The organism is Paraburkholderia phymatum, assembly GCF_038900715.1.
Classification (GTDB): Bacteria; Pseudomonadota; Gammaproteobacteria; order Burkholderiales; family Burkholderiaceae; genus Paraburkholderia; species Paraburkholderia phymatum_A.
In genome coordinates, this window is sequence record NZ_JAYMRZ010000003.1 from 298,887 (window position 1) to 319,790 (window position 20,904).

General features: G+C 60.2%; 17 protein-coding genes. 10 read left to right on the plus strand and 7 right to left on the minus strand.

Annotated elements, in window-relative coordinates:
* Positions 1–51: 51 nt before the first annotated feature.
* Positions 52–1,572 carry an oligopeptide:H+ symporter gene (locus VSR68_RS07650; RefSeq protein ID WP_342939240.1) on the minus strand — a complete coding sequence of 507 codons (1,521 nt, stop codon included), beginning with the start codon at positions 1,570–1,572 and terminating at the stop codon, positions 52–54.
* Between the two features lie 339 nt (positions 1,573–1,911).
* Between VSR68_RS07650 and VSR68_RS07655 the strand changes: the two genes are divergently transcribed.
* The 8 genes from VSR68_RS07655 to VSR68_RS07690 all read left to right on the plus strand — a co-directional run bounded on the left by VSR68_RS07655 (position 1,912) and on the right by VSR68_RS07690 (position 10,270).
* On the plus strand, positions 1,912–2,100 hold the full coding sequence (locus VSR68_RS07655) for a hypothetical protein (protein ID WP_342939241.1): 189 nt from the start codon (positions 1,912–1,914) through the stop codon (positions 2,098–2,100).
* A 251-nt stretch (positions 2,101–2,351) separates the two neighbouring features.
* Positions 2,352–2,921 carry a cupin domain-containing protein gene (locus VSR68_RS07660; RefSeq protein ID WP_342939242.1) on the plus strand — a complete coding sequence of 190 codons (570 nt, stop codon included), beginning with the start codon at positions 2,352–2,354 and terminating at the stop codon, positions 2,919–2,921.
* Between the two features lie 209 nt (positions 2,922–3,130).
* Positions 3,131–4,747: a peptide ABC transporter substrate-binding protein gene (locus VSR68_RS07665; protein WP_342939243.1), complete on the plus strand. Its 1,617-nt coding sequence runs from the start codon at positions 3,131–3,133 to the stop codon at positions 4,745–4,747.
* A 17-nt stretch (positions 4,748–4,764) separates the two neighbouring features.
* A complete protein-coding gene (locus tag VSR68_RS07670) occupies positions 4,765–5,703 on the plus strand; it encodes an ABC transporter permease subunit (RefSeq protein ID WP_342939244.1) in 939 nt (312 codons plus the stop codon).
* A gap of 5 nt (positions 5,704–5,708) precedes the next feature.
* Complete coding sequence (locus VSR68_RS07675; RefSeq protein WP_342939245.1) at positions 5,709–6,599, plus strand: ABC transporter permease; 891 nt, start codon at positions 5,709–5,711, stop codon at positions 6,597–6,599.
* A 13-nt stretch (positions 6,600–6,612) separates the two neighbouring features.
* A complete protein-coding gene (locus VSR68_RS07680) occupies positions 6,613–7,602 on the plus strand; it encodes an ABC transporter ATP-binding protein (protein ID WP_342939246.1) in 990 nt (329 codons plus the stop codon).
* Positions 7,599–8,597 carry an oligopeptide/dipeptide ABC transporter ATP-binding protein gene (locus VSR68_RS07685; RefSeq protein ID WP_342939247.1) on the plus strand — a complete coding sequence of 333 codons (999 nt, stop codon included), beginning with the start codon at positions 7,599–7,601 and terminating at the stop codon, positions 8,595–8,597. The genes VSR68_RS07680 and VSR68_RS07685 overlap by 4 nt, the downstream gene beginning before the upstream one ends.
* A 155-nt stretch (positions 8,598–8,752) precedes the next feature.
* The gene (locus VSR68_RS07690; protein WP_342939248.1) at positions 8,753–10,270 is read left to right on the plus strand and encodes an OprD family outer membrane porin; all 1,518 of its coding nucleotides are present in this window, start codon (positions 8,753–8,755) and stop codon (positions 10,268–10,270) included.
* A 78-nt stretch (positions 10,271–10,348) separates the two neighbouring features.
* Here VSR68_RS07690 and VSR68_RS07695 read toward each other — a convergent pair whose 3' ends face one another.
* Together VSR68_RS07695 and panE are read right to left on the minus strand one after the other, a co-directional pair.
* Positions 10,349–10,648, minus strand: a complete 300-nt coding sequence (locus tag VSR68_RS07695) for a hypothetical protein (RefSeq protein ID WP_090864364.1) — start codon at positions 10,646–10,648, stop codon at positions 10,349–10,351.
* Positions 10,649–10,719: 71 nt separating this feature from the next.
* Entirely contained in the window at positions 10,720–11,655 is a 936-nt protein-coding gene (panE, locus tag VSR68_RS07700) for a 2-dehydropantoate 2-reductase (protein WP_342939249.1), read from the minus strand.
* Positions 11,656–12,240: 585 nt separating this feature from the next.
* On the opposite strand from panE, the gene VSR68_RS07705 reads away from it, so the two are divergent.
* The gene (locus VSR68_RS07705) at positions 12,241–12,930 is read left to right on the plus strand and encodes a Crp/Fnr family transcriptional regulator (protein ID WP_342939250.1); all 690 of its coding nucleotides are present in this window, start codon (positions 12,241–12,243) and stop codon (positions 12,928–12,930) included.
* Between the two features lie 136 nt (positions 12,931–13,066).
* On the opposite strand, the gene VSR68_RS07710 is transcribed toward VSR68_RS07705, so the two are convergent.
* The 3 genes from VSR68_RS07710 to VSR68_RS07720 form a co-directional block, all read right to left on the minus strand.
* A complete protein-coding gene (locus VSR68_RS07710) occupies positions 13,067–13,813 on the minus strand; it encodes a DUF1796 family putative cysteine peptidase (RefSeq protein WP_342939251.1) in 747 nt (248 codons plus the stop codon).
* 418 nt (positions 13,814–14,231) lie between these two features.
* A complete protein-coding gene (locus VSR68_RS07715; RefSeq protein ID WP_342939252.1) occupies positions 14,232–14,513 on the minus strand; it encodes a hypothetical protein in 282 nt (93 codons plus the stop codon).
* A 345-nt stretch (positions 14,514–14,858) separates the two neighbouring features.
* Entirely contained in the window at positions 14,859–18,353 is a 3,495-nt protein-coding gene (locus VSR68_RS07720) for a beta strand repeat-containing protein (RefSeq protein WP_342939253.1), read from the minus strand.
* A 763-nt stretch (positions 18,354–19,116) separates the two neighbouring features.
* Between VSR68_RS07720 and VSR68_RS07725 the strand changes: the two genes are divergently transcribed.
* Positions 19,117–19,551 carry a hypothetical protein gene (locus VSR68_RS07725; protein ID WP_342939254.1) on the plus strand — a complete coding sequence of 145 codons (435 nt, stop codon included), beginning with the start codon at positions 19,117–19,119 and terminating at the stop codon, positions 19,549–19,551.
* Here VSR68_RS07725 and VSR68_RS07730 read toward each other — a convergent pair.
* The gene (locus VSR68_RS07730) at positions 19,508–20,200 is read right to left on the minus strand and encodes a Crp/Fnr family transcriptional regulator (RefSeq protein ID WP_342939255.1); all 693 of its coding nucleotides are present in this window, start codon (positions 20,198–20,200) and stop codon (positions 19,508–19,510) included. The two genes, VSR68_RS07725 and VSR68_RS07730, sit on opposite strands and share 44 nt — an antisense overlap.
* Between the last annotated feature and the right edge of the window lie 704 nt (positions 20,201–20,904).

Sequence of the window (20,904 nt, forward strand, 5' to 3'; positions counted from 1 at the left end):
GCGCGCCTTCTGAAATTCACTAAAACCGAACGGCCCCGCAGGGCCGCGGCGTCATTGCGCCGAAACGGCCATCGCCCCCGCCTTGCGCGAATTTTCCCGCGCTTCCTCGGCGCAGCGATGATGCGCGCGCGACAGCTTGCCCATCAGCGGCAACAGCAGGATCGCGACCACGGCGCCGAACGCCGCGAGCCAGCCGAGTTCGGTGAAGAGCTTCGTATATAGCGGCAGCGAAGTCATCGGATCGAGATCGCCGGCCGGCATCTTCGCCAGATTCGCGACGACGCTGCCCAGATACTGCGAGACTCCCGTGGCCACGAAATACGCGCCCATCATGAAGCCGCTCATCCGAGCGGGCACGTAGCGCGCGATCATCGCGAGACCGAGGCCGCTCACCAGCAGTTCGCCCAGCGAGTACAGCCCGTAGCCGCCGACCATCCACCACGACGACACCCGGCCATTCACCGCGAAGCTGCCGCTCCATGCATAGACGAAAAAGCCTGCCGCGACCACCGCGAAGCCGAATGCGTACTTCGCCGCGACGGGCACGTCCTTGCCGTTTTTCGCGAGCTTCGTATACAGCGTCGCGAGAATCGGGCTCAGCAGCATGATCCAGATCGGGTTCAGCGCCTGGAACTGCGCGGCGCTCCACGTGAACAGATGCGAGCCGAAAAGCGAGAACGTCGGATCGACGTTGCGCAGCGCGAAGAGCGTCAGCGACGTCGACATCTGTTGATAGAACACGAAGAACAGGATCACCTGCAACACGAGAATCAGCGCGGCGAGCAGGCCCGAACGCTCGGAGCGCTCGCACTTGAGCAGCATGTACGCGAAGATCGCCAGAATCGCGACGCCCGCCGTGTACACGCATGCGACGGCGATCGCCTTGTGCTGCAACACGAACATCGTCGCCGTGCCGAGCGCGATGCCGCCGAGCGCGACGGCCAGCACGCGCATCCAGCGCACGGGTTCGGCATCCGGCGCGGAACCGACATGCGACAGCGTGCGGAACATCAGGAAATAGTTGATCACGCCGATCAGCATGCCGCCGCAGCAGACGGCAAACGCCGTATGCCAGCCCCAATGATCCTTGATCCACGGCGTCGCGAGCATCGACACCGTCGAGCCGATATTCACCGCCATGTAATAGATCGTGAACGCGCTGTCGATGCGCGCGTCGTCGCCTTCGTAAATGCGGCGCACGAGATTCGCCGCGTTCGACTTGAAGAGGCCGTTGCCGACCACGATCACGCCGAGCGACGCATACATGTAGTCGAGGCTGTCGTTCGGCAGCGCGAGCATCAGATAGCCGGCCGCGAGCACGAGCGCGCCGAAGATCATCGAGCGGCGCGCGCCGAGAACCTTGTCGCCGATCCAGCCGCCGATCGACGGCGACGCATACACGAGCGCCGCGAACGCGCCCCACGTGAGATTCGCGTGGCTGTCGTCGAAACCGAGCTTGTCGATCATGAACAGCACGAGCAGTGCCGCCATGCCGTAGTAGCCGAAGCGCTCCCACATCTCGATGAGAAAGACGGTCGAAAACGACCGGGTCTGGGATACGGGTGAGTTCATGTGTTCCTCGAATTCATGCAAAAGCAGCCGCGCGCGCACGCGTCGATACGACGCCATGCCACGTGGCGAAGCTGGAAAAACTGGAGATCGTCGATGACTTGCCGTGGCCGATGCGCAATGCGGCATCCGACGACGGTTCAGTGCGATACGAGCGACGGACGTTGCGGTCCGCGTCGAAAACGGAACAACCAGGACTTCAGCGGGAGGCCGTCAACGCGAAAAGACCGCGTGACGAAGGCTCAATGATAAAGCATCGTGCGCCCGGACCGTTTTTGCGGGCCGTTCTGGACACTCGTGCGCGACAGATGCGATGGCGGAAGAAAGACGGCAGGAAAGTCTGTGGAATGGATCGACATGCGTGTTCACCTTCGGTTATCGGTGGCAGCCCGGTCAGGACGTACCGATCAAGAGACCGCCGCAGGATCGCTGCAAGCGGAAGTGCTGGCGGATCGGCCCTGCAAGGCCGAAGCGCGCGAGGTAGCGATTTTGCGCATCAGCAAGCGTCTTGTCGCTTCGGGAATTCACTGAGATCCGCACTAAAACGCACTCAAGCTTTCATCGAAATTAACGCGCATTCCTTATGCAGATCGAGTCGTCTAATGCGAATCCGATGGACGTACCTTGCGATCTGGCAACATAGAGTGCTTTCTCGAAATTAAGTACGCACAAGAGCGGCGTCGATGCGTCGTCAACGGCTTCGAGACAGAACGCGCGCGGCGCAGCATCTAACAAGATTTGCTTATATCAAACTAATTTTGACGGACTAATTTGGTTTTGTTATGGTCACGACACTTGAGAAGGACACGGCACTTGCACTGGGGAGCAAGATCCGCGCGCTGCGGCAAAGGCTTAAGCGCACGCTCGATGAAACGGCGACGGCAGCAGGCATTTCGAAGCCGTTTCTGTCACAGGTCGAGCGCGGACTCGCATCGCCGTCCATCACGTCGCTGGCGGGAATTGCGCATGCGTTGGGTGTCAAGGTGCAGTACTTCGTCGATACGCCGAGCGAAGAGCGTTCGGTGTGTCGCGCAAACGAGCTGAAGTTTTTTGGTTTCGCAGACTCGGCGAATCTGTTTGCCCGGATGACCAATCTGTCGGGGGGCCGTCAGTTGGAAGCAATCCTCGTGAGGATGCCACCCGGGCAAAAGCGTTCCGAAGTCACGACGCATGCCGGCGAAGAGTTTATCTACGTCATCGAAGGGCAAGTGTCGTTGACGCTGGAAGGCAAGACCTTCGTGCTGCGCGCGGGAGACAGCGCGCATTACGAATCGACGGTGCCGCATAGCTGGGCGAATACGGCCCGGAAAGAGTCGGTGGTCGTCTGGGTCGGTACGCCGAGGCTGTTTTAGAAGGCAGGCATTCAATCCTGGTTGGAAGCGCTTCCGCATGTCGGGGAGCGCGATGAATCGGCGGTGAAGGATGCCTGTAATAATAATTGTAAGGAATCCTCTATGCCGTACACCGAGCAAGGGCCACCCCGGTCCACATCACGCGGATAACCGTTAGCGGCATCCGTGCCGCTCGCGCTCCTCTCCCGACTCTTTCTGCGACCTCAATCATGAAAACAACGTACGTCTACGCGACGGCGCTGACCGCGCTCGTCCTTACACTTCAGCAAAACGCATCGGCCGTCGTGATTCCGCCCGGCGCGACACTCGCCGCGAGCCAGGAACTGACACGCCAGGTGCCCGGCGAAACCGAATCGCTTGACCCCGCGCACATCGAATCGTGGACGGGCAACACGATCGGCCTCGACCTGTTCGAAGGCCTCACGCGCATCGATGCAGCGGGCGCGATCGTCCCCGGTGTCGCGCAGTCGTGGACGCGCACGGCGCCCGATACGTGGGTCTTCAAGCTGCGTCACGACGCGAAGTGGAGCAACGGTCAGCCCGTCACGGCAGCGGACTTCGTTTATTCGTGGCAACGCGTCGTCGATCCGAAGACGGGCTCGAAGTACACGGTGCTCGTCGAGTTCGTGAAGAACGCGAAGCAGATCATCGCGGGCAAGGCGCCGGTGACGAGCCTCGGCGTGCGCGCGATCGATCCGTACACGCTCGAAGTGAAGACGGAAGTGCCCGCTGCGTTCTTCCCGCAACTGACGGCGATGGCGACGATGGCGCCCGTCGACAAAGCCATCGTCACGAAGTTTGGCAACGACTGGACGCGTCCCGCGAACTTCGTCGGCAATGGCCCATTCGCACTTTCGGACTGGCAGCCGAACAACCGCCTCGTCATCGCGAAGAACGGCAACTACTGGAACGCGCCGAAGGTGGCGATCACGAAGGTCACCTATCTGCCGATCGAAAGCGATGAGACGTCGATGCGCATGTATCAGGCAGGCCAGTTCGACTACACCTACACGATTCCTTCCGGCGTTTTCAATCAGGTCGACAAGCAGTTCGGCCAGCAGTTGCAGAAAGGGCTGCAGATCGCGACGTACTACTACAGCCTCAATAACGACGAGCCCGTCTTCAAGGACAAGCGCGTGCGCGAGGCGCTGTCGATGGTCATCGATCGCGATCTGCTGACGTCCAAGCTCACGTCGAGCGGCGAACTGCCGATGTACGGCCTGATCTCGAAGGGCACAGAAGGCGCGGCTGTCTACAAACCCGAATGGGCGTCGTGGCCGATGGCGAAGCGCGTCGACTACGCGCGCAATCTGCTGAAGGAAGCGGGCTACTCCGATGCGAAGCCGCTCGTGTTCACCTTCACGTACAACACGAACGATCTGCACAAGAAGGTCGCGCTCTTCGTGACCTCCGAATGGCGCACCAAACTCGGTGTGAACGCGAAGCTGGAGAACGTCGAGTACAAGGTGCTGCTCAAGCAGCGTCACGATGGCAAGGTGCAGGCGTCGCGCGACGGCTGGTTCGTCGACTACAACGACGCGATGTCGTATTTCGACCTGATCCGCTGCGGCAGCGTGCAAAACGACCAGCACTACTGCAATCCGAAGGTGGACGCACTGATCGACCAGGCGAACCAGCAGACGGACGACAAACGGCGCACCGCATTGCTCACGCAGGCGCATGACCTCGCGATGAACGACTATCCGATGATTCCGCTGTTCCAGTACTCGGCGGCGCGTCTCGTGAAGCCGTACGTAGGCGGATACACGTCGACCAACTATCTCGACATGCGCGCTTCGCAAGACATGTACGTGCTCAAGCACTAAACGGCAGGAACACACCCATGCTTGCATACACGTTGCGCCGCACGTTGTGGGCGATCCCGACGATCCTCGCCGTGATCACCGCGTGCTATCTGCTGCTGCACCTCACGCCGGGCGGGCCGTTCGATACCGAGAAGCAGTTGTCGGCGGCCACGCTCGCGAACCTGAACGCGCGCTATCACCTCGACGAGCCGCTGTGGCAGCAGTATCTGCACTATCTGTGGGGACTGCTGCACGGCGACCTGGGCCTGTCGTTCCGCTACACCGACTGGTCCGTCGCCGATCTCGTGCTGAAGGCACTGCCCGTGAGTCTCGGCGTCGGCGGCGTGTCGGTGCCGATCGCCGTCGTGATCGGCGTCGCGCTCGGCACGATTGCAGCCGTGCGACGCGACAGCGCGATCGATCACGCGGTGATGGTGCTCGGCAATATCGGCAACGTCGTGCCGCCGTTCGTGCTCGGCCCGCTGCTCGTATGGGTGTTCGCCATTCTGCTGAAGACCGCGGACGGCCACGGCTGGCTGCCCGCGGGCGGCTGGGGCGAGGGCGAGTGGCGTTATCGCGTGCTGCCCATCGTGCTGCTGACGTTCATCAACGTCGCGCTGATCGCGCGCGTGATGCGCGGCAGCATGATCGAAGTGCTGTCGGGCAACTTCATCCGCACCGCGCGCGCGAAGGGCCTGCCCGCGCGCACGATCGTCCTGCGCCACGCGATGAAGCCCGCGCTGATGCCCGTCGTCTCGCTGCTCGGCTCGGTGTGCATCTCGTCGATCACGGCGGCCGTCGTCACCGAATCGGTGTTCGCGCTGCCGGGGCTCGGGCAACTCGTCGTCAACGGCGCAATCAACCGCGACTACACGCTCGTGCTCGGTCTCGTTGTGCTGACCACGGCCGTCGCCGTCCTCTTCAACCTGCTCGTCGACCTTGCGTATGCATGGCTCGATCCGCGTATCCGCTACTGATACCGATGAGAACGCCACCTGTCACCTTGACCGTCGCCGGCGCGCCGCCTTCGCGCAGCCCGCTCGCGACCGCCGCGCGCCGTTTCGCGCGCAACCGCGCGGCCTTTATCGCGCTGCTGTTGCTGGTCCTCATCGTGCTCGCGTGCTTCGTCGGGCCGCTGCTGTCGCCGAACAATGCGATCGACAGCGACTGGTCCGCGATCAGCCTCGCGCCGACCTTCGGCAGCATGCACTGGTTCGGCACCGACGAACTCGGCCGCGACCTGCTCGTGCGCACGCTCGTGGGCGGTCGCGTGTCGCTCGAAGTCGGCTTGCTCGGCACGCTCGTGTCGGGACTGATCGGCGTCGCGTGGGGCGCGACGGCCGGTTATATGGGCGGGCGCGTCGATGCCGTGATGATGCGCATCGTCGACATGATGTATGCGATCCCCTACATGCTGATCGCGATCCTGATGATGACGCTGTTCGGCCGCGCGTTCTATCTGGTCGTGCTGACGATCAGCGCGTTCTCGTGGCTCGACATGGCGCGCGTCGTGCGCGGTCAAACGTTGTCGTTGCGCTCGCGCGAGTTCATCGACGCGGCGAAGGCGATGGGCGTCGGCTCGCGTTCGATCATCGCGCGTCATATCGTGCCGAATCTGATCGGCGTGGTGGTCGTCTATGCGACGGTTACGGTGCCGACCATCGTGCTGACGGAATCCGTGCTGTCGTTTCTCGGACTCGGCGTGCAGGAGCCGATGACGAGCTGGGGCGTGCTGATCCAGGACGGCGCGCAGAAGCTCGAATCGACGCCGTGGCTGCTGCTGTGCCCCGCGCTCATGCTGTGCGCGACGCTGTATTGCGTGAGCTTCGTCGGCGACGGACTGCGCGATGCACTCGATCCGAAAGACCGCTGAGAGGGCACGCACGATGGCACTACTCGAAGTAAAGAACCTGAGCGTGCGCTTCTCGCGCCGCGACGGCGCCCCCGTGGACGCCGTGCAGCGCGTGTCGTTCTCGCTCGACAAAGGCAGGACGCTCGGCATCGTCGGCGAATCGGGCTCGGGAAAGAGCCAGACGGTGATGGCGCTGCTCGGGCTGCTCGCGAAGAACGGCAAGGTTAGCGGCGAAGCGCTTTACAACGGCGCAAACCTGCTGACGATGAACGAAGCCGCGCTCAACCGCATTCGCGGCGACCGCATCGGCATGATCTTCCAGGACCCGATGACGTCGCTCAATCCGTTCCTCACGATCGAGCGGCAGATGACGGAGACGCTGCAACTGCATCGCAAGCTGTCGCGCCGCGAAGCGAAAGCGCGCGCAATCGAAGCGCTCGAACGCGTGCGCATTCCCGATGCCGCGCGCCGCATCGGCATGTATCCGCACGAGTTCTCGGGCGGCATGCGCCAGCGCGTGATGATCGCGATGGCGTTGTTGTCTGAGCCCGAAATCCTGATCGCCGACGAGCCGACGACGGCCCTCGACGTCACCGTGCAGGCGCAGATCATCGAGCTGCTGCGCGAGCTGAACCGCGAGCGCGGCACCGCGATCATCCTGATCACGCACGACATGGGCGTGGTTGCCGGCCTGTGCGACGACGTGATGGTGATGTACGCGGGTCAGACGGTCGAGCAGGCGCCCGCGCCACAACTGTTCGCCGCGCCGACGCATCCGTACACGATCGGCTTGCTGAACGCGCTGCCGCGCCTCACCGACGAAGGCGATCAGCCGTTGCAGACCATCGCGGGCAATCCGCCGCTGCCGGGCGAAGCGTCGCAGGGTTGCGCGTTTGCGCCGCGCTGCGCGTTCGCCGGGGATGCGTGCCGCGCGTCGCGCCCCACGCTCGAACCGCTCGGCGACGAAACGCGTGCGTTGCGCGCGTGTCATCGTCCCGTCCAGACCATCGCGGAGGTGCTATGAGCGCTCACGAAACGCTACTCGAAGTCGACAACCTCAGCGTGCATTTTCAGATCGCTCAGGGCGGCTTCCCGTGGTCGAAGAAGGCGACGTTGCGCGCCGTCGATGGCGTGTCGTTCGACCTGCGTCGCGGCGAAACGGTTGGGCTCGTCGGCGAATCGGGCTGCGGAAAGTCGACGCTCGCGCGCGCGATCATCGGGCTCGCGCCTGTGACGTCGGGCAGCGTGCAGTGGAAAGGCCGCGAAACAGTTGCAGCCGACACAAGGCGAGACACGACGCAGATTCGCCGCGACGTGCAGATGATTTTCCAGGACCCGCTTGCATCGCTCGATCCGCGCATGACGATCGAGCAGATCGTCGCGGAGCCGCTAAAGACGCATCAGCCGCAACTGGGCCGCGAAGAAACGCGCGTGCGCGTGCGGACGATGCTCGAACGCGTCGGCTTGAACAACCATCATCTGCGCCGCTATCCGCATGAGTTCTCGGGCGGACAGTGCCAGCGCGTGGGCATTGCGCGCGCATTGATCGGCGAGCCGCAACTCGTGATCTGCGACGAGCCCGTGTCGGCGCTCGACGTGTCGATCCAGGCGCAGATCGTCAACCTGCTGCGCGACCTGCAACGCGAACTGTCGCTGTCGCTGCTGTTCGTCGCGCACGATCTCGCCGTCGTGAAAGCCATCAGCCAGCGCGTGCTCGTGATGTACCTGGGCCGCGTGATGGAATTCGGCGACAAGCGCGACGTGTATCGCGAACCGCGCCATCCGTACACGCGGGCGCTGCTGTCGGCCGTTCCTCTGCCCGACCCGGCCGCGGAACGCGCGCGTGAACACGTGCTGTTGCGCGGCGAGATTCCGTCGCCGCTCAAGCCGCCTTCCGGCTGCGCGTTTCGCACGCGCTGCCCGGATGCGATCGACGCGTGCGCGCACGAGCGGCCCGTCGCGACGTCCGCGGGCATCGGCCACACACAGGTTGCCTGCATTCGCGCCGCGATGACCTGACAGGCGGCTCATATCGACGAGACCCGATTCCACGACTCAGCCAGCCGCTGCGTCAAGGGGGCGTTCGTTTCCGCGACGGTGGAAACGGGCGGAAAGCGTGGTTCGGCCGACCGCCGCGCCACTGTTCAATCAACTAGAAAAAAGCTGGAGTTTCAATGACAACCCAACGAACCACATCAGGAGCCTCGACACTTGCGCTGCTGGCAATCGGCCTGCCCGCGTTGACGATGGCGACGAGCGCGCTCGCCGACGACACGGCCGCTCCCGCCGCCGCGAGCGCAGCCGTGGCGCAGACCGCACCGCAAACCGCAGCGCAGGCCGCGCCCGCGCCGCAAGCGAAGGCCAAGCCGGCGGCCACGACGCTCGCTCAAGCGACGCCCGAAACGAACAACGCGGTCGTGAACGCCGAAGCCACTCAGGCCGTCACGCCGTCCGAGCAGCTGTCGAGCCAGGCGAAGAGCAAGGGCCTTGTCGCCGATAGCCATCTGAACCTGCTGTTCCGCAACTACGCCGACCAGTTCGACAACGAAGGCGGCCCGCATCGTCACGCGTGGGTTCAAGGCATGCAGGCGAACTTCGAATCCGGCTATACGCAAGGGCTCGTCGGTCTTGGCGTCGATGCGTCGCTGTTCGCCGCATTGAAGCTCGACGGCGGCAAAGGCGCAGGCAACATGGTGCACGTGGCCAAGGGCGGCGGCGGCTCCAATCAGCTCGCGTGGGCGTATCCGGGCATGTACGACATCAAGGGGCGCATCTCCGAGACGGTCGTCAAATACGGCTTGCAGATCGTCGACAACAATCCGTTCATGGAACCGCACGACAACCGCTCGTTGCCGCCGACGTTCCTCGGCGTGTCGGCCGTGAGCAACGACATTCACAACGTTACGCTGCAAGCGGGCAGCTTCACGAAGGTCGACGCGCGCGGCCACACGAACCTGACCGATATGAACACGTCGTATGGCGGCACGACGTTCAAGCGCCTCTCGTATTTCGGCGGCAACTGGGACTATTCGCCGAACGGCACGGTCACGCTGTACGCGGACCAGGCGGAAGACGTGTGGAATCAGTTCTACGCGTCGATCTCGCATTCGATCGGCGACGTGAATAGCGTCAAGTGGGCGGGCCTCGCGAACATCTACTCGACGCATCAAACGGGTTCCGCGCTGCAAGGGCATATCAACAACAATGCGTATAGCCTGTCGCTGTCGGCGCAGCATGGACCGCATCAGGTGCTGCTCGGTTATCAGCAGATTCTCGGCGACCAGTTCTTCGACTATGTGAACGAGACCAACGGCATTTATCTCGTGAACTCGATGGACGTGGATTACAACGCGCCGCACGAAAAGTCCTTTCAGTTGCGCTATACGTTCGACGGCAAGTATGCAGGGCTGCCCGGCTTCAAGGCGATGGTGTGGGGTGTGACGGGTTGGGGCGCCGATGCCTCGGCCGGCGCGGCTTCCAATGCTATCGGCCCATACACGCGAAATGGCGAGTTCGTACACGGCACGCACCATGAAATCGGCTTTATTCCGAGCTATACGCTGCAAAGCGGGCGCTTCAAGGATACGAAGATCACGTTCATCGCGATGTATCACAAGTCGACCGCGCATTACTCGGACCCGGACAACATGGAGTACCGGCTTGTCGTGAATGTGCCGGTGAAGGTGTTCTAAGCGGGGCGTTGATGCTGTTCATGCTTGCGGGCATCGACATTCGATGGCCGCAAGTGCAGCGTCCGTTCGCATCAATGTTCAGAAGATAACCGACACCACGATCGCCAGCCACACTGCGATCACGCCCGTCAGAAACATCACGCGCGCGATGCGAATTTTCGCGTCACTCGTTTCCGGTTCGACGGGACTCGTCGCCATCCACGGCACGAGCCCGAGAAACGCAAAGCCTAGTATCGCGATTCCCGCGACGAACTTGTCGGCGAGCGTCCAGTCGCCGGCTTCCTGCAGGCCCCAATAGCCGAGAAAGATGATCCCGATCGAGAACATCGTCGCGGAAGCCGTGCAGAGGGCGGGCACCGATCCTTGAGGAGTGGGCATGATCCACCTCGCGTGAGTCAGTGCCGTCGATTCTACGTCAGCTTCCGAACGCATCGCCCTGCATTCGCGGCCTAAGCCGATTGCCGCGCCTGCCGCGCCTCGTATGCTTTCAGATGGCTGTACGCAACGCGCAGCGACGACAGCGTGCCATGTTGCGCGTCGCCGCCGCGTGCGATCAGATCGCCGACGATATGATCGGCCTCGATGCGCGACTGCCCTTCGATATCGCGCAGCATCGACGCCGTCAGCGGCGAGCCCTCGGCAAAGAGAATGGTCTGCGCGCGCGCATTGGACGCGTCGCCGAGCGGATACCCGTTCGCCGTCGCGACGGCCTTGCATTCGCCCAACATGCGTTCGATCACGTGCCGCCCGTCCGGCGTCTTCAGAATGTCGCCGATAGCGGCGCGATACAGACAGGTCGTGGCCGCGAGTGTCGCGAGGAACACCCACTTCTCCCACATCTGCTGAAGGATGTTGTCGGCCGCCGTCGAATCGAAGCCCGCGCCTTCGAACGTCGACGCAATCGCGCGCACGCGCTCGCTGACGCCGCCGCCGAGTTCGCCGAAGCCGATCGAATGCATGTCGTTCAGATGCACGATTTCGCGCTCGCGATTGAGCGTTGCGGCGATCACGCACTGGCCGCCCAATACTTTCGACGCGCCGAACTTCGCTTTCAGCACATCGATGTGATGCATGCCGTTCAGCACAGGCAGGATCATCGTCGCTTCGCCGACGGCGGGCGCGAACGATTCGATTGCATCGTCGAGGCTGTAGGCCTTGCAACTCAGCAGCACGAGATCATAGGGCTCGCTGATCTGATCCGCGAGCACGGTCTTCACGTTGCGCAACGTGACGTCGCCGCGCGGGCTTTTGATGACGAGCCCAGAGTGTTGAAGTTCTTCGGCGCGTTTTGCGCGCACGAGAAACGTGACGTCGCGGCCCGCCTGCGCGAGACGACCGCCGAAATATCCGCCTGTGGCGCCCGCGCCGACTACGAGAATTCGCATTGTTTCTCCTTGGGGTTTTTTCGTGTGTTTGTTGGGATCGTGCGGTTTATGCGTTTGACACGATGCCTGTGTGGATCAGTCTATCGTGGGGACGGGATCTCTGCTCGCGGGGAATGCAGGCGCGGCGCGGCAGGTTCCAGGTCCGTCCACCAGCGTGAGTGTCGCGTCGTGGGTTACCGCCGGCACGGCAGGGGCCTCCCGGCCGCAAACGTCTCATTGATGCACAGGCCCCATTGATCGAATGCACTCGCGAGCACGACGAAATCGGCAAGCGCAAAGATGGTCGACATGTCCCGGTTGAGACTGAATCGACGATCGTGACTTTATCCCTGCCGTGTCGTTCAATTGCAATGTGCAGCTGCCGTTCGATCGCGTTGGAGTATCGAACGTGACTATCAGGACCTGAAGCAGGAACTCGAACCTGGATACGACCAAGGTCGGAAGTAGCGCGACTTGGACCACCACGCAGTACTGGTCATTGCAGCGGTTAGCGCCAAACGACGAAAAATGTGCTCTTGGTCACATCATTTACATGCAAGGCGATTTCTAATTTTGCTTAGTTGCGCTTAACCGTACGAAAGCAAAATGAAAGCAAAGACGCTTCAGTTACTGAGAGAACAATCACTGCTAAAGACAGCTACCGAGGAAGAGTTAAAGCAGATCGCCGAATGGACGCGTATCAGCCGCGTGAAGTCAGGAGAATATGTGGCATTCGCAGGCGACGCAAATTCTGCTCTGTATATGCTGCTAGAAGGCGAGTTGCGTTCGTTCGTTGTGTCAGCTGACGGGCGCGAGATCCCAATTCGCACATATAGCAGCGGACAAGCCTTTGGCGCTGCAACAATCATTCAGCGCGTTCCATTGATATTTAGTGTTGCGGCGATACGTCGAAGCGCTATCGCCATTCTTAGTCGTACACACGCCCGCACACTCTTTCGATCTCCCACAATCGTGCATTCGGTCAATGAGTTAATGGCGGCTGAGATTTTGGAATGGGCGCGGCGTTTTGCGGGTTCGAGTTCGCCACGTGCGAAGACTCGCATTGCAGCGTTGATCGCGTCCAGTTTGAGAGAAAATGCCTCAGGGGAATGGCCAGCAGTGGAAATTCCGGACCAGGCGACAATGGCAGCTTTAGCTCAAGTAAGTCGCGAAACCGTATCCCGTGTGCTTAAGTCTCTCGAGACCGATGAGGTGATTGTCCGGATGGGGCGGCGCTTACGCATTCGCAATGCCGCAAGGTTGCAACGAATTGCTGCGGGATTCGAACTTGATTGATATCTAGACTGGCCGCTTGCTCGCCCTGTTTTGTCAGCGCCGGAAGGAGTCAAACGCTTGCGGTTACCGATTGAGCGCGTCCCCAAGTCTGACTGATAGGCGTTCATGATCTCCGCGCAGAGAATGGCTTTGCTGCTCAGGCCGTCACGGCGCGCGCCGATGCCTCTTGAGCCCCGCGAAGCACAATGCGGTTTCGCTCGAACATCTCGGCCCAGCCTTGAGGCGACACCATATAGTCGGTGCAATCGCCGTACTCGATGATCGAGTCGCTGAAGATCTCCGAGCCTCGATACGAAAATGCCTCGAAACCGGGCTTGTTCGTCGCGAACAGGTCGAACTGCGTGCGTGGCAAAAGCGCGGAAAGTGCGCGTTGAATTTCCATGCATTGATCGGGTTGAATGTCACCGTAATCGCCATTCAAATACGCCGGATCGTTGCCACATCTGTTTCGGACGAACAACACCTTTTTGCTGTCTAGTTCGTTGACGAACCGATCGGCACGTCGGGCGTATTTCTTTCTCAATTCCGCGAGCTGTTTTTCGACATCGCCCACAATCACTCGATCGTCTTCGTCTCTCGCGAAATCGTGGTGATACATGAGATTGAACCGCGTGTCGACGACGGTCCCCCGGTCCGCAGGAATCGACAAATTCGACGGCTCGAAAAGGCCGCTGAATCGCGCATCGAGAACATCGAGCAGCGCATGGAAGGGTGTCATCCACCAATCGAACGGGTAAGCCTTTCCCATCTTGAAGTGATGGCGGATATTCCAGGTCACTTCGCAATTCGAGCCAATGCTGATGACCCGGTCATATGATCTGTCGGGAGGACGCTTTCGGGCAAATGCGGCGAATTTTTCGAGGAATTTTAGCTTTGCTTGCATGAATGTCTCGGCGGCAGTGCAATATCGTTCGTCGCGGAATGCAACTCAAGGGTGTGTTCGCGGACTTTTCACTCTTCGTGCGTGCCTGGACACGGGCGCCCTTGCCTTCGCACAATCCCTCAGCGATGCCTTTTCAGGTCCGATGCGAGGACGGCTGCGCTCAGGTCCCGGATAAGCTGCCGCGCCTGTTCCGGCTCAAACGCGAACGTATAGACTCCGTTGAGCTCGATGGGACTGTCGGCAGCGACGCGTAGTGCAATGCTTTCGGCCGTTGACTCGGTGCCCCACGTCTGTACTGGCAATGGCCAGTTGCAAAGCTTGTTCATGTGATGTGAGTCGCGTGAATCACAAACTGGTGCCTTGTGTCATTCGTCTAACGGGTTCGATAAAAAATCGGCGGGAAAACCGTATCTGTCCTTCAGTTTCGAGAAAGCGAATAGTCCCAAGGCACCGCTACAGCTTCGCCCTCTGCCGCGCGCGCAAGCGACGCGCTGCGTTGTAGCTCCAGCTCGCGCAGAGCCGCGTTGAGAGTCGAGATGAGTTCCTGCGCCTGGTCCTGCGTCAGCAGGATGGTCTGCACCTGCTGCTCACGCGTCTGCGTGTCCGAGATTGCGCGGCCGGACAGCCGGATATTCGACTGGCCGTAGGTCGATTCAGCCTGGATATTCCAGCGGCCTGTAGGAATGAGTAATCGCTGCACGATGTTTCGCCCGAATACATCAGGTCTTGTTGGAGCGTCTTGAAATAAGGAAATCAATTGCGCAAGACGGGCACGGAAGAATTTGCTTAGTTATTCAACTCGCCAGTGCGACGTGTTACACAATCTGGCATCGCCGTCGCGAATGGCCTAGTGCGCTATTCCATACGAGCTATGGTCTGTTGTCGGCTTGGAACTGACGAGTAACGCTCGCTGGTCACGATTCAGTGCATTCATTGAAAAAAGCCAGGCTTGTGGCCTGGCTCCTTCAAGCAGATAGCGAGCTTCCGCTATCCGCGTTTCGGCTTCGCCCACGCAAGCTTCACGTAGGCGAAAGCCATTTGGGGTTTAGCCCAGCGTGATTACGCCAGCTGCGTCCATGTGGCTTGCTGCTGCGCCAGCGTAGCCAACCAGCACGACACCAGCCGTGTGCGCAAGACCGTCCGACCACTGGACCATCGAGTCAGCGCCCGTAGCCGAAGCCGTGAACGTATGAGCCGTAGCATCGAAGGTACCGCGAACGATGTCAGCGCCCGCCGTTGCTCCCGTGACAGCGTGCGCGAACGAGCCAGCCAGATCGGTCGCCAGTGCACCTGCACCCGTAGCCGAGCCAACAGTGATCGTGTCGCCTGCGTGGAGACCCTTAACGATGTCCATGCTGGAGACATCACCGTTGGTATTGCGTGCAGCACCCGTGTCGGCGGCGACGCTCAGATCGGCGTACTTCAGGCCGTCAACGATGCCAGCACCGTGCGTGCCGAACGTGATGACGTCTGCACCGAGGCCGCCCGTCACCAGGTTGCCACCCGTGCCAACCGTGATCGTGTCCTTACCGTCACCACCCGTGATGACGTTCCAGCCGTTGCCAGCCGTGATGGTGTTGGCATCCAACGAGCCGGTAACGCTGATGACGTTGTCGCCGTTGCCGACCGTGATCGTGTTCGCACCAGCGTGACCATCGATGACGTTGTTGCCGTTGCCCGACGAGATCGTGTCGTCACCAGCACCGCCCGTCAGCGTGTCGCCACCGTCGCCACCGACCAGAACGCTCTTCAGGGCGTTCGAAGTCAGGTGGTTAGATGCCGTCGCGCTACCGATGATCTTCAGGCCGTTGCCCGTCGAACCCGTAGCATCAACCGTCACCGTGCCCGTCACTGCGTGAGCGTCGATCACCGAGTTCACGTTCAGTGCCACAACGCCCGTCGAGATGTTGACGTTGCCTGCGCCCGACACGTTGACGTTCGTCAGTGCCGTTGCGCCCGCCAACGAACCGACCGTCAGGTTGTCGACTGCGTTCAGGTTCAGCGTTTCAACGCCAGCGATTTGCAGACCGCCGAGCGAAATCGTGCCCGTCGTTGCCAGGCCGTCGTCCGCCGTGATGCTGACGGTATCCAGCTGGCCAACTTGCGTTGCGCCTTCCACGTTGATGATCGCCGACGTCGTGCTCGTGTCGACGGTGATGTGCGCGGCTTGCGCTGCCGTCAGACCGTCCACTTCGATAGCGCCGCCGCCGTGCAGAACCACCGACGTGAACGCCGAGTTCGTGAACGTGCTCAGATCAGCGGTCACGCCGTTGTTGACCTGTGCAATTTCGAAGTTCTTGAACAGAGCATCGCTATCCGTCGAGATCGCAGCGTTGTTCGCCAAGATCAGCTTGTCTGCCGTACCTGCGCCGCCGTCCACTGCCTTCGTTTGTGCTGCAAGAGCCGTCACGATGTCTGCACCAGCGCCGCCCATGTAGGTCTGGCCTGCGCCGATCGTGATCGTGTTCGTGCCGCTCGACTGGCTTGCGTCGATGACGGCAGCTGCGTCGAACGTCGTCGCGCCGAAGTTCACGCCTGCTGCGCCCGACACGTTCACCGCCGTTGCCAGGCTCGCGTGCAGACCCGTCAGCACGTTCGCCGACGTACCGTTGCTGACGATGTTGACCGTCGTCGCATTGTCGTCGGTGTACGTGCCAGCCGTAACGCCGCTCAGCGTGAACGTCTCAGCGTGATTCAGCGCCGAGTTGTTCACCGTCACATCAGCCGCCATGCCCGTAGCGGACACGTTGGCAACTGCATTGCCCGTGATCAACGTGGCAGCTGCATTGTTCAACGTGACCGTCGTCAGGGTGTTATGCAGGGTCGAAGCGTCGCTGATCTGGTTCAACGAGCCGTAGTTGCCCGTCACGGTTGCCGAAGCAAGGTTGGTGTTGGTGGTGGCCGTCACGCTGACTGCCACTACTGCGCCAGCCGCAGTAGCGTCAGCTGCCAACACCTTGTTCGCAGCAGCCAGAGCAGCGGCGGCATTGGCGTCGTTCACTGCGTCTGCTGCGATTGCTGCATTGCTTGCGGCCGTTGCGGCCGTTTGCAGCGGCGTCAGAACGGCTTGCGCTGCCTTTACTGCATCGGCCAGCGAGCCCGTTGCCAACGCATTAATGAACGCTGCATCGATTGCCACCTTGTCTGCTGCCGTGATCGCGCCAGCATGGAACGCTGCCGTCGTCGCTTCCTGAATCGAATTCGCGGTCGTTGCGTCTGCCGACGAGTTCGTGACTGCTTTGATAGCCGTCGACAGGTTGCCGAGATTCGTCACCTTGGTGCCTGCGGCAACCATCGCCTTGCCCGATGCATCCGTGTCGCCGAGTGCGGCGACATTAGCCGTAGCTGCTGCAGCTGCCGTCGCTGCGTGCGCCACGCGATCTGCCAGCGAAACTGCGCCGGCTGCCGTCGCGTTGACGCTCGTTCCGCCGACGAACTGGATTGCGCCGCTCGAAGCCGTCGCCGTTTCGGTGCCTGCTGCGTTGATGCTGATCGCGCCGCCGGCTGCCGAGTTCGTCACCGTCACGTTACCAGCTGCTGCAACTGCCGTCGCGTCGATACCGACATGCACATCACCAGCCTTGCTGTTGTTGATCGTGACGTTGTTGCCACCGTTGACGCTCACGCCAGCCATGCCGTTCGCGACGTTGATGTCGGTGGTTACTGCTGCGACGACGCCGCTGATCGTACCAGCTGAAGCCACGTTCAGGGTCTTCAGACCGCTCCAGCCCGAAACGTCAGCAGCGGTGATGCCTGCGGCATTCGCCGTGCTCAGGTTGACCGTCTCGACGTTCGTCACGGTTGCGCCAGCAGCATCGCTCAGCTTGCCGCTAGCCGAAACCAGGTTCAGCGTATCGTTGCCTGCGCCGCCATCGATCTTGTCGAGCGAGGTGAAGGTGTCGCCGCCGGTCGAAGTCAGCGGTGCATTGATAACGTCGTTGCCTGCCGTGCCGGCAACAGTGTCGATGCCGCTGCTCAGGTTGTACGTTTGAGCAACCGCGCCGCTGCCAATATTAGCGACCGTCGTCGCCAGATTAGCCGTTTGCGCAGCCTCCGAAGCCGAGTCCGTCACCAGCGTCACGGCCGCGCGTGCGTTGTTGGAGGCTGCATCGCCGTTGTAGGCAATCTGTCCCGACACCGATTGCGAAACCGCTGCCGTGAATGCGTTAGCGTAACCAAATTTCGCCTGGAGTTCGGCCAGGTCGCCGTTCTGCGCACCGTTGTAAATGTTCAGTGCGACGGAAGCCAGCGTGAACGTACCAGCATTGATGGCTGCCCGGTAGAAGTTCAGGCCCGCCAGGTCCGCGTCATGGCCGAACAATTGCTGGTAGATCGCGTTAATCTGAGCAGCCGTGCTCGAGCCACCATAGAGTTTCGTCGATTCCGTCGAGTTGCCGAACGCGTTGATGATGACGTTGATGTCGCCACCCGCCTTGTCCAGCTGCGTCGCCCAGTAGTCCTGGCCTGCCGGATCTGCCGGACGGCCATAGTAGGCCAGGTAGGCAGTTTGAATTGCATCGTAGTATTGTGCTGCAGCCATTTCTAGCTCCGAAAATTATTTATACACGTGTTTGCGTCATCAAGTGACTGGCCCCCGCGCAGACCAATACCCTCCTGGTCCGACGCGTCCTTCAACATCAAACGCGAACGCATTTTCAGATGAGTCAACGCGCCGTATTGTGACGGGGCTCACAAAACGTGAAATTGTGAATCTGGATGTCAGTTAAAGAATCTGGCGATCGCCATTACAGTGGGCACGCCGCAATTCCAGGCCCAGTGAATAAGGAAAAACACTCTGCCGCTTCGACTTGGCTTGGAAGGGCAAGCACGTAGCGCAATCTGATTCGGGATTAACTGCTCATCCCAACTGTAATTGCGGTGCAAATAGCAGATATGAGTGAAGCGGCCCAACGTGATCGGAGGTGTTCTCAGACGGGAAACCGCGCGTCAAACGGTGAGCGCTGGCTGGCAATACTGCAGAGGCGATTTGCCGCTTATAAGAGGCCCGCCAGTCCCGAGGGTGAAACTGGCGGTTACATCTACTTCCGAGCGACTATGGCTGCTCACAGTAATGCGAGCGGCACAATCTTAATGGCATGCCTTCATCATTTTTGTGACGGCAATCACTATGGGATCGAAAAAGAGGCCGCAATTTCGCATCGCCCCACCAAAGGCCTTTCGCAGATGCAGATTGATTCATCGCCGCTCTGCCCGACGTTTCTCGTAACGCGCACTCTTTGCGCGGTGTTTTCGCCGGACGCTGTACCTGGCGCGCGCTGATACCCAGAAGCTTTCTAACCACCATGGAAGCGTCCACGGCACTCGCGCTCGTCGACACGAGCGCGAGCGTTCAGCTTGCTGCGGCAACGGGCGACGCGCAATATCGAATTTGTCTGTTTGTCGACGTGAAGTCCGACAAGAACAGCGGGATGATCGGTGCTTATTCCACTACGCCGCAAAGCAGGCGACATTCCGGCAGTAGCGAGTTTGCGCAGGAAAAGAGCGCGGCGCCTAAATGCCTTGCACTGAGCGGCTCACCGCCGCTAGTACGTACGGAAGACTTCACCACCCAGCCTGACCCGATCAACCGCGAAGCCGGTGGGTCCCGCTCTGTTGTCTCAAGAAAGACTGAATTTCCATCAGGTATCGACAGGACGCTCTGTCGGCACCGAAACGACCCGCGCATCATCGGCTTCAGGCCAGTTCGACTCCCGATGCTATCCTCCGCAACATCGTGATATCCCGAACGCGTAACCGCCGGCCGATGCGGACAATAACGCCTTTTGACTCGAGAGACTTTAGAACTCGCGACACCGTTTCGCGACTCACTTTGGCCAGTGCTGCTACGGTTGCCTGATCTGGCATCTCGACTGCCGGCCACTCATCGACTTTTTTATCTCCGACGGAAGTCGCGATCAGGGCAGAGACCCTGGCGCTGGCACGAGACAGTCCCGTTACGGAATAGCGTTGAACCATCTGCAACAGATCAGCCGACATCAGTTGGTTGACAGCCGGGGCAATCGTTGGTGAACGCATCAGCGACATTGCTTGCGCGCGATCCAAAGTGGCGACAGTCGCACGCGTGATGGCAGCGATATTCCATGACAAAGCCGTGCGCTGAATAATTGTCGCAGCGCCGAAAACCTGTCCCGCGGTATAGGTGCGCATCGGAATTTCATGCCCGTCTTCCGACGAGACAAACGAACGCAATTCGCCTTCAAGCAACATGAAAAGCGGCGAATTTACATCGCCGGAGAATGCGATATATTCGCCTGGGGTGAAGTGATTGACGCGCGCCAATCGTGCGGCCAGTTCTATCTCTTGATTGGTTGCGGTCGAAAATAGCGCCAAGTTTCTCAGATCGTGGTTCGGTGTTTCGTCGTTCATTTTCTTTTCCAAGATGCGCGGCGAATTGTAAGAGAAAGAAAGAATCTATTTGCATGTTTTGTCTTTTTACAACATTTTACAATTTACGAAACGTTTGCGGTTCGATCTGCCATTTGATTAACTTTGTTAAATATGGCATGTTTTCTATTCACACGGATGTTATATTTCACAATGTTGTACATATACGAAATAAAATTCGAATCTTATAGTTAAATGAAATATTTATCACTTCGCGCGAAAGTTAACCGATTGGTCAGAATCTGTGTTAGCCGCGATTTTGAGCAGTCGCTGATTTAGCCGCTTTTTGGCTCTGATTGGCAGCCAAAGCCGGTTTTGAGTTCAAGTACCGTTAAACCTCATCTTGTCAATTTCAACGTAATGCAATTGAAGAGAGGTTGTGAAGCACGTTTAAGGAGGTGTGCTCACAAGCGCGGGTACAGTCACGCCTGCAACAGGAAAGTCGCATTCACAGAGTTGTCGCAAATGTGCGTACAAGTCATCCGATTAATCCGCAGTACTCGGTACTACAGCAATGAACGGCTATCGGTGCGGGATCTCATGGCGCACCAAATGAGTTCGCCTCTCCTGCGACGCTTCACAGATGCCCGAAATCCGTGCACAAGATTGGATTCGCTGCTAGTCTGGAATTTAGACTAGCGGCCAACGTGCGCCCTCTTTCCAGTCAGGCCGCACGCGATTGACGC